This is a genomic window from Dehalococcoidia bacterium, assembly GCA_022451965.1.
Taxonomy (GTDB): domain Bacteria; phylum Chloroflexota; class Dehalococcoidia; order Lucifugimonadales; family Lucifugimonadaceae; genus TMED-70.
This window is the reverse complement of the sequence record JAKUNJ010000010.1, coordinates 16048-31213: the sequence shown is the minus strand read 5'-3', so window position 1 is coordinate 31213 and position 15166 is coordinate 16048. Positions and strand designations below refer to the sequence as shown.

Genomic DNA, 15166 nt, shown 5'->3' with positions numbered 1-15166 from the left:
TAATATTAGAATATGAAAAAATTTGTTTGCATAACTATTTCTGACTCTAGGTCTAAAGATCCAAATATATCTGATTTAGCGGGATTAAGAATAATAGAATCTTTAGAAAAAAAATATGAGTTTTTAGAAAAAAAAATAATTCCTGATGAAAAAAATATAATTAGTAAAACCATAAGTGATTTCTTAAATTATAAAGATCTAGATCTTATTATCACAACTGGAGGAACTGGAGTTTCAAGTCGAGATGTAACTCCTGAAGCTACTAAGAATTTGATTCAAAAAGAAATTCCTGGAATTCCTGAACTTATAAGAAATCAATTTTATAAAAATATTGAAACTTCTGTTTTATATAGAGGTCTATGTGGAATCTCAAACAAAAAAATAATCTTAAATCTTCCCGGTAGTCCAGGGGGAGTTAAGGATGGATTATTAGTTTCTGTACCTTTGTTTGATCATATATTCAAGATGATTTCAGGTAATACAGAGCATTAATATGAAGAGTATTGATATAGTTAGTATATTTCCAGAAATTATAGATTTGTACTTGCAAAATTCTCCTATAACTAAATCTATCCCAGAAAAAGATATTATTATAAAGACACACCAACTCAGAAATTTTTCTGAAGATAAGCACAGCAGAGTTGATGATAAACAATATGGGGGAGATCCAGGCATGGTTCTGATGGCAGAACCTCTTATGAAATCTATTGATTATATTTCAGGATTAAGATCATCTAATCCATTTACCATTTTAATGTCTCCTCAAGGTAAAAAATTAGATCAAAATATTATTTTAGAAATCTTAAATAACGACAATATTGCAATAGTTTGTGGAAGATATGAAGGCGTTGACGAAAGATTCATAGAAGAAAAAGTTAATATAGAAGTATCTATTGGAGACTTCATTTTGTCAGGAGGAGAATTGCCTTCTTTAATTCTATTAGAATCACTCCTTAGATTTATTCCTGGGATTATTGGTAATGAAAAATCTCTTGATAATGATACTTTTGGTAAAAATTATAAAAATTTACTAAAAGGACCTGTATACACGAGGCCTAAAAAAATTAAGGATAGAGAAGTACCTCAAATACTTTTGTCAGGGGATCATAAAAAAATTGAAGATTGGAGAAAAAAAATTTCTAAAAATAGGACTAAAGAAAGAAGAAAAGATTTATAAAAATAATATAAATTTATCCAAGAATTTATAGTCGATAAGTGTTATTATAGTTACTTCGTATGAAATTAAGTTTAATAATTTAGATCTAATAAATGACTGAAGAAGAAAAAAACCAAGAAGAGCCAAAAGCTGAGGAAACTCCAGCAGAAGAGCCAAAAGCTGAAGAAATATTAGACTATTTAGGCAAAGTACCTTCAAATAACAGTATCGATTCTTTCTCGAGTGGAGATACTGTTATATTAAATCTCTTAATCAAAGAGGGTGATAGAGAAAGGGTTCAGTCTTTTCAAGGGAATGTCATTAGAGGAAGTCATATTAATGGGAATAAAGTTTTGCCTGGTAAAACTTTTACTGTTAGAAGAATATCGTCTGGAGTTGGAGTAGAAAGGACAGTTCCTATCAGTTCTCCTTCAATAGAATCAGTTAAAGTTATCAGAAAAGGTAAAGTTAGAAAATCAAAACTCTACTATTTAAGAGATTTAACTGGTAAAAAGGCTAGAATTAAAGAAGCCAGATAGAGGGTTAAATATGACAATCTTACCTATCAGAGTATTTCCAGATCCAATTTTAAGACAGCAGTCAAAAGAAATAAAAGAAATAAACAAAGAGGTTACAGAACTCGGCTTTAATATGTTGGAGACAATGCGCTCAGCTAAAGGAATTGGATTAGCTGCACCTCAAGTTGGTAAATTACTCAAACTAATTACAATTCAAATCCCTGAAAATGAACCTATGATTATGTTTAATCCTAAGATTGAAAATTCTTATGGAAAAAGAAATGTTGAAGAAGGATGCTTAAGTGTACCTGGCTTCACAGGAATAATAGAAAGATCGATTAGTATTGATGCATCATATATAGATAAAAATAAAGCAAAAATAAAGTTATCTGCAACTGATCTATTATCCCAAGCTATTGAACACGAGATCGATCACCTTAATGGTATAGTATATCTTGATCATCTTAAAAGTCATGAAGATTTACACAAATCTGGTATTACACCCAATGATGTTCATTGGCATGATATAGGATATAAAATTTTAGTAAATAAAACTAAGGCTTCATCTCAAGATAAGATTGTAGATGAAGTAATAGAAAAAAAAATACAATTATCAAAAATTAAATCAGATAGTTCAATTGATGAGGCTTCTGTAGATATTTAGTAAAAAAGGAAAAAATTGTTGAGATTCAGAGCAATAATATTACTAGTAGTATTCTTAATTTTATCTATACTTGCGATTTCTATAAATCCTATAAAAATAAATGATTGGGAAAGAGGAAATAATGATAATCTTCTAGGTATGGTTTTAGGCTTAGACTTGAGAGGTGGAACTCATTTAGTTTACTCTATAGAGTCATCAACAGGAGAAGAACCTACCTTGGAGGATGCTCAAGGAGTCAGAAAGATTATTGATAAAAGAGTAAACGAGTTTGGGGTTAGTGAAGCTAATGTACAGCTACTCGGAACTCCACCTAATAAAATTTTAGTTCAAATTCCTTCTCAGAAAGGTGATAAAATAGTTTTTTCTTTATCTGGAAATGACCAAAACATCACTGTTATTAAAGACAAATTAGAAGAATTAATTGATACTTCTTTTGAACTTAATGCAATTGATGGAGAATTAGAACTAAATTCAGATGAATCACTAAGTCAATCTATTATTGATAATCTTAAGAGTTTCTTATCTAATGAAATTGAAGTACTTATAAAAATAAATTTTTCTCCAAATAGAATTGAAAATAAAGAAGAGGGAGAAGATTTAGAATTTCCAAGCTCAGAGGATCTAGAATCAGTTTTAAAAAAATCTGATATAACTTACTCATCTTTAGAAAATAAAGAATTCGGTGAGTTTCATTTGAAACTTAATAATTATGGTTATGGTGATGAAAGTCAAAGAGAAAAAATAATGCTTTCCTTATCTGAATTGGATTATAATTTAGTTAATTTTCAAACAGAAGGAAATTTAGAAACTTTTGTAGTTAGTGGTGGAATACAATCAGCTAAAAGATTAATTGGATCTACCGCACAATTAGAATTCAGAGTAAGAGAATGTGGAAAAAATAAACCTGAAGAATTAGATTCACAAATTTGGGAAATGGTTAAGTGTTATGACCCTCAATATTATAATGAGGTAGCAACTGGAATTGAATCTAAGAATCTAACAGATGCATCTCCTGGAACAGTTGCTGAATTATCTCAACCTGTAGTAAACATAGTATTCGATGATGATGGTTCTGATAACTTTTATGAAATAACAGATCGTATATCTCGAACTGGAGACTTGCTGGCTATTTATTTAGATAACGAGGAATTGGTAACACCTGGAGCCGATAAAGCTATCTCTGGTGGTAGGGCGTATATTTATGGTAAAGATATTGATGGAGAAAGAGCAAGAGAAATTGCTGTTCAATTAAGATCTGGAGCCTTACCAGCAAAATTAGATTTAATTCAAGAACGGAATGTTGACGCAGTTCTTGGTTCTGAATCGCTAACTAAAAGTCTTACTGCAGGAATTGTTGGTTTTATATTAGTACTATTTTTTATGATTTCTTACTATAAGATTCCCGGGATAATAGCATCCGTTACATTAATTATTTACCTGTTATTTTTAGTTGCTATATTTAAAATATTACCTGTTACTCTAACTTTATCTGGAGCTGCGGCATTAATTCTATCTATTGGATTTGCTGTGGATGCGAATATTCTTATTTCTGAAAGAATAAAAGAAGAACTTAAATCTGGAAGAAACTTATTAAACTCTATAACAATAGGCTTTGACAGAGCTTGGTCATCAATTAGGGATGGTAATTTTTCTACATTAATTATTGCAATTGTTTTATATTGGTTTGGTTCTAATTTTTCTACTTCTGTTATGCAGGGATTTGCTTTAACTTTGGGGGTAGGAGTTTTATTAAGTATGATCACAAGTTTTCAAGTTAATAGAATCTTAACAAGAATAATTACCAGAAATCAGAGTATATCTAAGGTTGGGCTATTTATGCCAATAGCAAGGAATGCTGTAAAAAAGGAGAGTAAATAATGAATGTTATGACTAATAAGATTTATTTCCTATACTTTTCTTTTATCCTGCTGATTTTATCTGTAATTTTATTATTTGTACCAGGATTACCTCTTGGTATAGATTTCACATCTGGAACAACTGTTACCTATAGATGGGATGATAATCCTCCATCACAAGAACAGATATCTAATACATTTTCTCAAGTTGGTTACAAAGGAACTCTTGTTCAATCTATGGGAAATAATGAATTTTATATCAGAACTTCTGACCTTGGTGTTAATGGAAAAGAAATAGTTGATAAAGAACTTGAAAAGTTAACTGGTAATAATCCAGTGACATTAGATACTAATACAGTAGGTTCTTCAGTTGCTCAAAATACTATTAGAAATTCAATTATAGCTGTTCTAATATCCTCTTTATTTGTGATGCTTTATATAGTGTATGCATTCAGAAATATTGACCAAGCATACTTATATGCAATTTCAGCAATTATAACTCTTATTCATGATGTGTTTGTAGTTATGGGATTGTTTATTATATTGAGTCAATTCTTTGGATCAACTGTAAATTCAATTTTTATAGTGGGTATTTTAACCGTAATTGGTTACTCAGTTAATGACACTATTGTGATATTTGATAGACTTAGGGAAAATATCACAATGAACAAATCTATGGAATATTTGTCTGTTGTTAATAAGTCTGTTATGGAATCAGTGACAAGGTCTCTCGGTACATCCTTAACTACTTCGATGGTTATTCTAGCAATGTTATTATTTGGTGGTCAATCACTTAGAGATTTTCTATTAGTATTACTTTTAGGTGTAATTGTGGGAACTTATAGTTCAATCTTTGTTGCTTCAAATATTATGTTGATTTGGAGATATGGGTTGAGAAAAAAATCTAATTAGATTTTTTTTCTCATACGAAATTACTGGCAACTTCATTAGCAAATAGTTTACCTTTATCACTAAGGATATAATTACCTTTTTTCTTAATCAGAATATTTTCATTGATAAAATATTCTAATTTACTCAAGTATAAATCTTCGAAATCTAACTTAAATTTAGAATAAAATTTAGATATGTTAATTCCCTCCTTAAGTCTGAGACTTAACATTAAGAATTCTAGAATTTCATTTTCTTTAATATTATCTTCATAAATATCTAAGATTTTATTTTGTTCTAGATAGATTATTTTTTCTTTAATTGATCTTTTGGAGTTTTTATAATTCTTGAAAAATTCTACATATTTTTTTGGAGATTTCAGTATGCTAAATCTTTTCTTATCTATGAAAGAATGAGCTCCTGGCCCTATTCCTACGTATGGTTCCATCCTCCAATATTTTAAGTTATGTCTTGAGGTTTTATTCTCTTTTGACCAATTGGAAATTTCATAATGATTAAAATTATTTTCCTTTAAGATCATTTGAGTACTTTTATACATTTCTGCTGATAAATCGTCATTGGCAACATTAATTTTATTATTCTTTACCTGATGATCTAATATAGTACCTTTTTCAACTTGAAGAGAATAACACGATATATGATTAATTTTTTCTGAAATAATTTGATTTAGAGTATTAATATATGAATCTTTAGTTTGAAGTGGGAGTCCATAAATTAAATCAACAGAAATATTTTCAAACACTTCTGATAAAGTCCTGATTGCAACTAAAGCTTGTAATGAATCATGCCTTCTGTTTAGTATCTTAAGTTCATCATTATCTAAAGACTGTATCCCTACAGAGCATCTATTAATACCCATACTTTTCCAATTTATTGACTTTGCATAAGATACATCTTCAGGATTTATTTCTAGTGTAATTTCTATATCGTTAGATAAATGAAAATTATTTCTCACTTTTTCTAAAATATTTCCTATGACTTTGGTTTCAACATATGATGGAGTTCCTCCACCAATAAAAATACTTTCAACAATATAATCCTTATTGAGTGACCAAAATTCTATTTCATTACTTATTGAATTATCGAAATTATTTATTAAGTTTTCTAAACCTGAGTAAGTATTGAAGTCACAATAAGTACATTTAGTATGACAAAAAGGAATATGAATGTATAGACCTAATCCTTGTTGGTTAATTAGCTTGGAGTCCATAGCCCACTATCTGAATTTTCAGAATTATCCTTCTTATCTTCAGGAGTGTTATTTTCAACATTAGGTGCCTGAGATTCATATGCTTTTTTTAACTCAGCTTCCATAGCTGCTTGCGCATTTTTTACCCATTGAGCTACTTGATCTAATTCCGGGGGAGATATAATAAATTTCTCAATATCATCAGGTATATTTATATCTTGATTACCTGTAAAGATAATTGCTGATTCACCTTCTACAAGGTTTTCACTTAAGGATTTATTTATATGTTCATATCTCTCTTCTGATGCTTTCTTTAACTCTTCAGATATTTTTTCAGCAACAGACCTATTTGTTAAGCCTACATTCAAACACTTTGACCAATCAATAACTTTTTGTAAATTTTCTAAATTTTCTAGCTCAGATATCTCTGCACCGGTTTTCCTTCTTTCTTCTGAAATATTCCATGCACCTAGACTTGCTTCTTTTAGGTTTATAGCTACATCTTCTCCCTTGCCAGGAATTCCTTCTACAAATATTTTTTTTACTAATCCAGTTTTTTCTTCCAAAGTAGATATATTCTTATCAACTGCTTCCCAATATTTAAATATTAAGTCATGTAATTCTTTTGATGCTTCTTGAGGTGCTTGTAGCAAAACACATATGAAAGCCTTTTTTTTACCCATTACCTTTTCAGCTTTAGGTTTTTGAATTTTCCCAATTTCGTCGTTCAATTTCTTCTCCGTTTTTATTCAAAATAGGATGTTATTTAGATACTTAACATTATATTAATTATTCTTATTTAATAATTTACCTGATTTTTTTGATTCACTCAAAGACTAATGTTATGTTAAATCTTGATAGTAGAAAAACTTCTGCATAAATCAATTTATTTATAATATATCAGTAAGTTATGATTTTAATGAATATTTCTAAATGTTAAATCTAAAGTAAATGACGTCACCATCTTTCACTATATAGTCTTTTCCTTCTACTCTCATTTTTCCAGCTTCTTTAGATTTTTTTTCTCCCCTTAGGCTTACATAATCTTTGTAACTAACCACTTCAGCTCTAATAAATCCTTTTTCGAAATCAGTATGTATTTCTCTTGCAGCTCTTGGAGCATTAGATCCTTTTGGTATAGTCCAAGCTCTTGATTCTTTTGGTCCAGATGTAAAGTAAGTTATCAGATCCAGAAGTTTGTATCCTGATTGAATTATTTGCTCCAATCCTGATTTTTCTAAACCCAAAGCTATTAAGAATTCTTTTTTTTCTTCATCGTTTAATTGAGATATTTCAGATTCTATTTTTGCCGAAATAATTATTGAAAGAGCACCTTCATTACTAGCTATTTCTTGAATTAATTTTGAGTACTTATTTCCATTTTTTGCATCATCTTCAGAAACATTACATACATAAAGAACAGGTTTACTTGTTAATAATTGTAAACTTTTTAATTTATGAGTTTCACTATCTGGAATACTTAATAATCTAGCTGGTTTACCATTACTCAATAGATTATGAATTCCATCTATTATAGGTAATAATTCGTTAGCTTCTTTATCTCCAGATTTAGCTTTTTTTTTAATTGAAGGAATTCTTGATTCAATACTTTCTAAATCTGAAAGCATTAATTCAGTTTCAACTATTTCACTATCTTGAACTGGATTAATCGATCCGTTCACATGGGTAACATCAGGATCATCAAAACACCTTATAACATAAGCTATTGCATCCATTTCTCTGATATTTCCTAGAAACTTATTACCTAATCCCTCACCTTTTGAAGCTCCTTTTACTAATCCAGCTATATCAACGAAGGACATTTTAGTAGGAATAATTGATTCTGATTCACTTATTTTGGCTAAATTATTTAGGCGATCATCAGGAATTGCAACTTCTCCTATATTGGGATCTATAGTACAGAAAGGATAGTTTTCTGCTTGTGCATTACTAGTTTGAGTTAGAGCATTAAATAATGTAGATTTTCCAACATTAGGCAATCCCACTATTCCACACTTAAATCCCATTATCCTTATTCCTTATTTACTCTTTTATTATTAATCATCTTCTTTATCATCATCTTCATCTTCAACTGTTCTAAATTCCCCATCTACAATTTTATCGTCATTATTTTTATCGTCTTTATAATTGCTAAATGAATTTTTCAGAGTCTGATATTTATAAATCAACATAGTCAGTGCTATGACTATGATATCGTCAATTTGTCCTATTACAGGTATAAAATCCTTCAATATATCATTGGGAGCAATAATATAAAATAAAGCTAGAACGATCACAAATTTTATTTTAAGTGGTATTTTAGGATCGAATAGGCCTCTTAATATTTGACTCCCAAAATAAATTAATCTTGGTATCAATAGAATGAAATTTCTCATAAAGTTGTAATAATATAATTATTAAATTTCTTAATTTAAATGATACCAACAAATTATTTTTAAGTATTGATAAAGTTACTTCATGGGAATGATGAGTTTTCAACAAAAGAAAAACTCGAAAAATTAATAGGTGATAAAAATGATCCAGATTTGGATCTAAATGTTATTTATTCACACAATATTTCCTTTAATAGCTACAAGGAATATATTCATACAATTTCTTTGTTTGGAGGAAGAAGGATCTTAGTATTTCATGATTTAGTATCAAAAATAATTTCTAGTAAATCTGAAGAATGGAAAGATTTTTACGAATCCACATTAAATAAACCTAATGTCAACGAAATAATTTTTGTTGAAAACAAAGAAATAAATCTCAAATCCAATAAAGTGTCAAATATTTCAGATTTAAGTGAAGTATTTTTGTTTAATATACCAACAGGACGAGGATCATGGGAAAAAATAAAGAATTGGATTATTCAAAGACAATCTCACTATAATATAAAAATTTCTCAATCAGGGATCAATAAACTTATTGATCTTATAGGAAGTAACTATCGTTATCTAGATAATGAATTGATTAAGCTAAGTAATTATAAACCCGATAAGATTATTGAAGAAGAAGATATTGAATTGATGGTCTCAGGGATAAAAGAAAGTTCAATCTTTGAACTTATTGATTCAATATTAGAAAAAAATATATTAAAATCCAGTAAGCTATTACAAGTAATGGTTGGTAGTGGTCAAAATTTTTTTTCAATACAACAGATGTTATCCAGGCAAGTAAGATTAATTATCATGGCTCAAGAACTTAATCACACAATGAATTTAAAAGATTTACAAAAGAAAATTCAAGTAAGTTCTTCTTATGCATTTAACAAAATAGTTAATCAATCCAAACAACATTCAAATAAAAGAATGAAAGAAATTTTAGAAAATTTGCTTGAAATGGATATTCAAATAAAATCTGGTAGCAAGAGTGAAAAAGAAATTCTTCAAAAATTAATTTATGTAGTATGAATATGTACTTTAGAAATTCAATTAAGTTTAGTTTTATAATTTTCTCTTTATTACTTTTTATATCTTTGATTTTATTTTTATTTTCTTGTAATTTATTTGAGGAAAATATTGAATTAGAACCAAAGATATATACATATTCTCCAGAAGCTTCATTAGATTTATACATTAGAGGCAATAGGTACTTAAATCAAGGTAAATATAAAGAAGCAGAGAATTCATTTGAGAAACTAGTTATTATTGATCCTGAATTTTCTAAAGCTTGGGAAGGATATTCAGAATCATTATTACTTCAAAATGATTTAGATCAATCATTAGAATATATAGATAAAGCTATTTCTATAAACTCTTCAATAGCCTCTCATTTATCAAAAAAATCTTTGGTTCTATATTATTTAGGAGATTATGATGCTTCAGAAACATTCTCATCTAGAGCCTTAGAAATTGATCAGAATGATGTAAGGGCATTGATTGTATTAGGTGCAGTTAAGACTCAAAAAGGACTATATGATCAATCAAAAGAAATTTTTGATTTGGCTATAAAAATTGAACCTGATGATTCTTCGATTTATTTTTGGAGAGGTAAAAATTATGTAAATATGTTTGATTTTGATAACGGTATGATTGAACTTAATAAAGCCATTGATATGGATAGATCTCAGCCAGCTTACTATATTGAAAGAGGACAATTATATAGAATAATTGGTAACAAAACAGATGCGAAATTTGATTTTGAAGAAGCTATCGAAATTGCAAAAAATCCACGTAAGCAGCATCTTATAGATAAGGCTAAAGCATTACTCATTGAGTTAGAAGATGAATAAATTTCTTATATTAGTTATTATTCTTTTATTCTCATGTTCAGCTACTAATGATTTTGAGGGTAGAATTACTTTTATCCAGCCCGGAATTTTGATTGAAAATGATAATAAAGAGTCAATTTGGGCTGATCTAAAAGATCATGATAATCTTTACAAATTAGGATATCCGAAAAGAGTTTCTCAAATTAAAATTATAGATAAAGATGACAATACAAAATTATTCTATGTTAATCCTGCTCAATCTTTAGAAACAATAAATTTATCTTATACATATTCACATTTTCAATCTCATATGATAAACGGTGATAAAGTTTTTGTTGAGTTTGAAAAAATAAAAAACTCAGAAAGTCCAGAAAAATCTTATCATAGAATCGTTAATCTTAGATTTATTGATCATAAACATTAATTTTACTCAAGTCTTTTTTTAATTCTTTATAGTCAACAAATCCTTGATATCTATTTTCTACAAAACCATTATTATTTATCAGGAAAGTCCAAGGCTCACTTGTTATTCCAAACAATTGTACTGATTCGTTTAGGTTTCCCACAGAAAAATCGCCAGTATTCATAATTTCTTTGAAATTTTCCCAAATTTCTACATGAATAACTATAAGTTTGTCTTGGTAATTACTTCTTATTTCCTTTAGGACATTTAACTGAGGTGCACATATAGCAGTTACACATAAACCTGGAGTAGAAAAAGAAAGAATTATTGGAACTTTCTTTTCTAAAGCAATATCTAAACTATGAGAATATAAATTTATGTCTGGCTCTATATCTGTTGATAAATCTATTATTTTTTTATTTTCTAGACTTGGGGTCTTAATTGAAGAAACTTTTTCCCCAGTATTAAGTGTGCTAGAGATTTCCTTAACTTCTATTACCCCTTTTGTATTACTTTTTTTGTATTCACCAATAATCTCCCAGTAACCTGTTGAATCAAAAGCTATATCACTCTTAAATACACTCCTATTTCCAGGCCAGTCTACCAACTCATAATCATCTATGATCATTTCTTTGCTATCATCTATTTTCTTCAATTTAAAATTCATATTTTCAGAAATATTATTTCCTTCTTTATCAAGAACTGTATAAACTACTCTGTTTTCACCTAAAGTAATATCTTCAGTGATTACAAATAAAGAAATATTATCAGGATTAGATTGATTACTTATTTCATTTGAACAACTGAATAGTACAAAAAGTATTAGAAATATTTTTTTTATCATTACTTTATTGTAAGCATTGTTTGAGGATTTTTAATCATCATCTTATCTATATTTTCTTTATCTATATTTCTGCTTTTCATCCATGGAACAATTCTTTTAAGCAAATGATCAAAACCATGACCTCCAAATTTTTTCAGTCTATGTTTAGTACAAATATCTTGAGCTAATAAAATATTATCTTCAAAACTATTTTCTATTAGAAATTCAACCATATCTAATCTTTCATGATCTCCTGGCATATATGCTTCTGGTGCAAGAGGATAGAAAGGGCTGTCATGTCCCCATAAATCAAGGTTGATATAAACACCTGTTTCAGAAGTATCTTTTAAGATATTGAAATCAAAAATTGTTCTATCTACGTGACCCATTACTACATTACTAAGGTCAGCTCCCAGATTATATATGTAATTTATAATTTCAAGTGGCGCAAGTTCATTTCTTCCAGGATGAATTAACAAAGGAAGTCCAGTTTCTTTATGTGCCATTACAGAAGCTTCCATTGAAAGTTTTTCATTATCAGTCCACGGCCAAGAACACCCAATTTCACCAATAATACCTGATCTAATATCTGTTTTATCTGCTCCAAATTTTATGTCATCCATAATAATTTCAAATATAGATTCAATTCCATCTTTCGCATATCCTTTTTTTTGTGCAAGCTCTACATAAAACCCAGATCCCATTACTATATTTACACCAGTTTTTTTACTGATATTTCTTAATTTATTTGGATTTCTTCCTAAACCTATATTAGTTACATCAACTATAGTTTGCCCTCCAGAGTTTTTGTAATGTCCAAGCTCTTCATAAGCTATTTCTTCATCTTCATAAACTAGATTATCTCTAGAAGATGACCAATTGAATCTTACCCAACCGATATTTTCCAAAGATATTTTTTCTTCCATATATTTTTTGTCGAGAGGGTTTAACGGATCGGTAAGAATTGCCTGAAAATTAATTAGTACATGGTCATGTGTGGTAGTGTTACCCACTTCTATTGGATTAATAGGCCCAAGCACTGTCATTACTTTACCTTCATTTTCTTTATTAACCATAATTAGAGATTCCACTCCATGTTATTTCCTGTAAACCCAAATAATTATTTGGGTTTACATAGAAGATTATTAAGTTAGTTTATTGACTAAATTTACTATAATTTTGGCTCATTGGCTGGCATAGAACTTAACATTTCTAACTTAGATGTTACAGCTGGATTTTGCAATGCTGAAGGTCTTTGTCCTCTTAGAACAGCTGCTACTTGTTGTGAAGCCCTTCTTCTAGATAACCACGCAGATCTTGTTGATTGACCAGCTATGTGAGGAGCAACAATTACATTTGGCATACTAAATAGAGGATTATTAGGATCAGCTGGTTCCTGTTCAAATACATCCAGACCAGCTCCTCTGAATTTTTTATTATTTAGTGCTTCTATTAAGTCTTTTTCGTCAACTACAGAACCTCTACAAACATTGATAAAGTAAGCACTTTCTTTCATATGATCAAATTGTTCTTTGCCAATCATATGATAAGTCTCAGGATTTAATGGCACGATAGCTATGACATAGTCTGACTTCTTGAAAATATCATTTAGTTCCCATACCTGTTCAACACCATATTCCTTAATTAACCAAGGAGGACAATACGGATCATAAACAAGAGTATTCATTCTCCATGCTCCAAGTTTTCTTGCAATTTGCCTACCTATATTTCCGAATCCTATAATACCAAGAGTTTGCTCATCAAGAGGTTCAATAGGACTAAATTCTCCACCATTCCATTTTCCACCATCTCTTAGTTGAAGTGTATACTGAACTACTTGTCTATTTAGTGCAAGTGTAAAAGCTACAGCCTGATTAGATACTTCTTCTGCGCACATTCCTGCTCCATTTGTTATCATCATTCCATGTTCAGTTGCAGCTTCTGCATCTACATGATTAAATCCATGGGAATAAACCGCTAGCACTTTGCAGTTTTTTGTAGACTTTATAAATTGTTCACTTCCCCATCCTGCTCTATTTAATATTGCATCAGCATCCTTCACTACTTCCATTGCCTCTCCCTCTGAACGTGGATTAGCCTTTACAAACTCAACATCTAAATCTGCCATTTCTGCTTTTTCGTATTCCAGATTATCATCCTCTGGACCTAGAAAAACTACTTTATATTTTGCCATTTATTTATATCCTTTCAATAATCTAAATAACCTATCATAATATTTAATTCCTATTTCGCTTTATCGTATAAAATAATTTAAAAAAAGAAATCGTAATTAATAAGGAAAAATAGTTTTTTTTCTTATTTTAATTTATTGTTATTTTATGAAATCAGAAGAATTATCAACTTTCTTAAAAATCTCAGAAATTCCTACAACTTCATTTTATGAATATAAAATATCAAATTTTATACAACATGAAATAAAAAAAATGGGACTAGATTTTGATATTGATGAGTGGGGTAATATAGAAGTCTTTCTTCAAGGAAATTATAATGAAGAAGTCGTTTTCTTAGCTCATATGGATCATCCAGGATTTGAAATTATTGAAAAAGTAAATGAATCAACTTATAGAGCAGTACCTCTTGGTGGATTACCAAAAAATTGCGAAAATTTATCTACTCCCGTCATAGTATTTTATGAAGACTACCAAATAAATGCTAAGATAATGAAGTCAAATGATGAAGTTAATAATAATGAAAATAGATGGTTACTTAAGGATGAGATTTTTATTGAAAGTAAAGATCCAATAGTTGTACCAGCACCTGTTGTATTTGATCTTCCTAAACCAACTGTTTCCGGGGATCAAGTTATTACTCCTGTAGCAGACGATTTAGCAGGATGCTCTCTAATATTAGGTATGCTCAAAGAACTAAAAAATAAAAAATCTAATTATTCTATAAGAGGTATATTTACAAGAGCTGAAGAAGTTGGTTTAGTTGGGGCAAGAGTGATTGCTCAGAGCAAAAGAATTCACAAAGATTCTATAATTGTTTCAATTGAAACTAGCAGTGAATTGCCTGGAGCAACCTCTGGCTTAGGTCCCATTATTAGAGCAGGAGATAGGATTTCAACTTTTAATAATGATGGTGAAATCATTCTTTTATCTTCTGCAAAAGATATCCAAGAAACTGAAAAAGATTTTAGATTTCAGAGGCAACTAATGAATCTTGGAGGTTGTGAAGCATCTGCTTTTCTACCCTTTGGATATAGAGTAACTGGAATTACATTACCATTAATAAATTGGCATAATGGTAATCCTGATGGAAATGTTGAGTCTGAGAGAATTAGTATCTTGGATTATCAGAATGCTCTTAAGATCATGACAAATATTGGAAAATTAGATATTGTAGAACCAGAGAAATATTATAAAAGACTTATAGATTTACCTGAGGAAGCAAACAGGTTAAAGCATGATTAGG

At 29.3% G+C, this 15166-nt stretch carries 17 protein-coding genes; 10 read left to right on the top strand and 7 right to left on the bottom strand.

All coding sequences use genetic code 11. The features are described from left to right. Window positions 1-12 precede the first annotated feature (12 nt). The 6 genes from MK083_06155 (at window position 13) to secF (ending at window position 5106) form a co-directional block, all read left to right on the top strand. The gene (locus MK083_06155) at window positions 13-492 is read left to right on the top strand and encodes a MogA/MoaB family molybdenum cofactor biosynthesis protein (GenBank protein ID MCH2674037.1); all 480 of its coding nucleotides are present in this window, start codon (window positions 13-15) and stop codon (window positions 490-492) included. A 1-nt stretch (window position 493) separates the two neighbouring features. Then, window positions 494-1177, top strand: coding sequence for a tRNA (guanosine(37)-N1)-methyltransferase TrmD (gene trmD, locus MK083_06150; protein ID MCH2674036.1), 684 nt, complete (start codon window positions 494-496; stop codon window positions 1175-1177). Window positions 1178-1269: 92 nt separating this feature from the next. Beyond that, window positions 1270-1695 (top strand): 50S ribosomal protein L19, encoded by a 426-nt coding sequence (gene rplS, locus MK083_06145; protein ID MCH2674035.1) that lies wholly within the window; start codon window positions 1270-1272, stop codon window positions 1693-1695. 10 nt (window positions 1696-1705) lie between these two features. After that, window positions 1706-2338, top strand: coding sequence for a peptide deformylase (gene def, locus MK083_06140; GenBank protein ID MCH2674034.1), 633 nt, complete (start codon window positions 1706-1708; stop codon window positions 2336-2338). Window positions 2339-2353: 15 nt separating this feature from the next. Then, on the top strand, window positions 2354-4216 hold the full coding sequence (secD, locus tag MK083_06135; protein MCH2674033.1) for a protein translocase subunit SecD: 1863 nt from the start codon (window positions 2354-2356) through the stop codon (window positions 4214-4216). Continuing rightward, window positions 4216-5106: a protein translocase subunit SecF gene (secF, locus tag MK083_06130; protein ID MCH2674032.1), complete on the top strand. Its 891-nt coding sequence runs from the start codon at window positions 4216-4218 to the stop codon at window positions 5104-5106. The genes secD and secF overlap by 1 nt, the downstream gene beginning before the upstream one ends. A 10-nt stretch (window positions 5107-5116) precedes the next feature. Here secF and hemW read toward each other — a convergent pair whose 3' ends face one another. The 4 genes from hemW to MK083_06110 all read right to left on the bottom strand — a co-directional run bounded on the left by hemW (window position 5117) and on the right by MK083_06110 (window position 8688). Beyond that, window positions 5117-6313, bottom strand: coding sequence for a radical SAM family heme chaperone HemW (hemW, locus tag MK083_06125; GenBank protein MCH2674031.1), 1197 nt, complete (start codon window positions 6311-6313; stop codon window positions 5117-5119). Next, window positions 6298-7023 (bottom strand): hypothetical protein, encoded by a 726-nt coding sequence (locus MK083_06120; GenBank protein MCH2674030.1) that lies wholly within the window; start codon window positions 7021-7023, stop codon window positions 6298-6300. The genes hemW and MK083_06120 overlap by 16 nt, the downstream gene beginning before the upstream one ends. 198 nt (window positions 7024-7221) lie before the next feature. Continuing rightward, window positions 7222-8319, bottom strand: a complete 1098-nt coding sequence (gene ychF, locus MK083_06115; protein MCH2674029.1) for a redox-regulated ATPase YchF — start codon at window positions 8317-8319, stop codon at window positions 7222-7224. 30 nt (window positions 8320-8349) lie between these two features. Further along, entirely contained in the window at window positions 8350-8688 is a 339-nt protein-coding gene (locus MK083_06110) for a DUF1232 domain-containing protein (GenBank protein MCH2674028.1), read from the bottom strand. A 66-nt stretch (window positions 8689-8754) separates the two neighbouring features. On the opposite strand from MK083_06110, the gene holA reads away from it, so the two are divergent. From holA to MK083_06095, 3 genes are read left to right on the top strand one after another with little or no spacing between them, the layout of a single operon-like run. Then, window positions 8755-9705 (top strand): DNA polymerase III subunit delta, encoded by a 951-nt coding sequence (gene holA / locus MK083_06105; protein ID MCH2674027.1) that lies wholly within the window; start codon window positions 8755-8757, stop codon window positions 9703-9705. Beyond that, window positions 9702-10526 carry a tetratricopeptide repeat protein gene (locus MK083_06100; protein MCH2674026.1) on the top strand — a complete coding sequence of 275 codons (825 nt, stop codon included), beginning with the start codon at window positions 9702-9704 and terminating at the stop codon, window positions 10524-10526. The genes holA and MK083_06100 overlap by 4 nt, the downstream gene beginning before the upstream one ends. Further along, on the top strand, window positions 10519-10929 hold the full coding sequence (locus MK083_06095) for a hypothetical protein (protein MCH2674025.1): 411 nt from the start codon (window positions 10519-10521) through the stop codon (window positions 10927-10929). Before MK083_06100 ends, MK083_06095 begins: the two co-directional genes overlap by 8 nt. On the opposite strand, the gene MK083_06090 is transcribed toward MK083_06095, so the two are convergent. The 3 genes from MK083_06090 to MK083_06080 all read right to left on the bottom strand — a co-directional run bounded on the left by MK083_06090 (window position 10910) and on the right by MK083_06080 (window position 13925). After that, complete coding sequence (locus tag MK083_06090; GenBank protein ID MCH2674024.1) at window positions 10910-11752, bottom strand: hypothetical protein; 843 nt, start codon at window positions 11750-11752, stop codon at window positions 10910-10912. The two genes, MK083_06095 and MK083_06090, sit on opposite strands and share 20 nt — an antisense overlap. After that, window positions 11752-12807, bottom strand: a complete 1056-nt coding sequence (locus tag MK083_06085) for a hypothetical protein (GenBank protein MCH2674023.1) — start codon at window positions 12805-12807, stop codon at window positions 11752-11754. The genes MK083_06090 and MK083_06085 overlap by 1 nt, the downstream gene beginning before the upstream one ends. A gap of 95 nt (window positions 12808-12902) precedes the next feature. After that, on the bottom strand, window positions 12903-13925 hold the full coding sequence (locus tag MK083_06080; GenBank protein MCH2674022.1) for a C-terminal binding protein: 1023 nt from the start codon (window positions 13923-13925) through the stop codon (window positions 12903-12905). Between the two features lie 145 nt (window positions 13926-14070). Here MK083_06080 and MK083_06075 point away from each other — a divergent pair, with 145 nt between their 5' ends. Further along, the gene (locus MK083_06075) at window positions 14071-15165 is read left to right on the top strand and encodes a M28 family peptidase (protein ID MCH2674021.1); all 1095 of its coding nucleotides are present in this window, start codon (window positions 14071-14073) and stop codon (window positions 15163-15165) included. Window position 15166 lies beyond the last annotated feature (1 nt).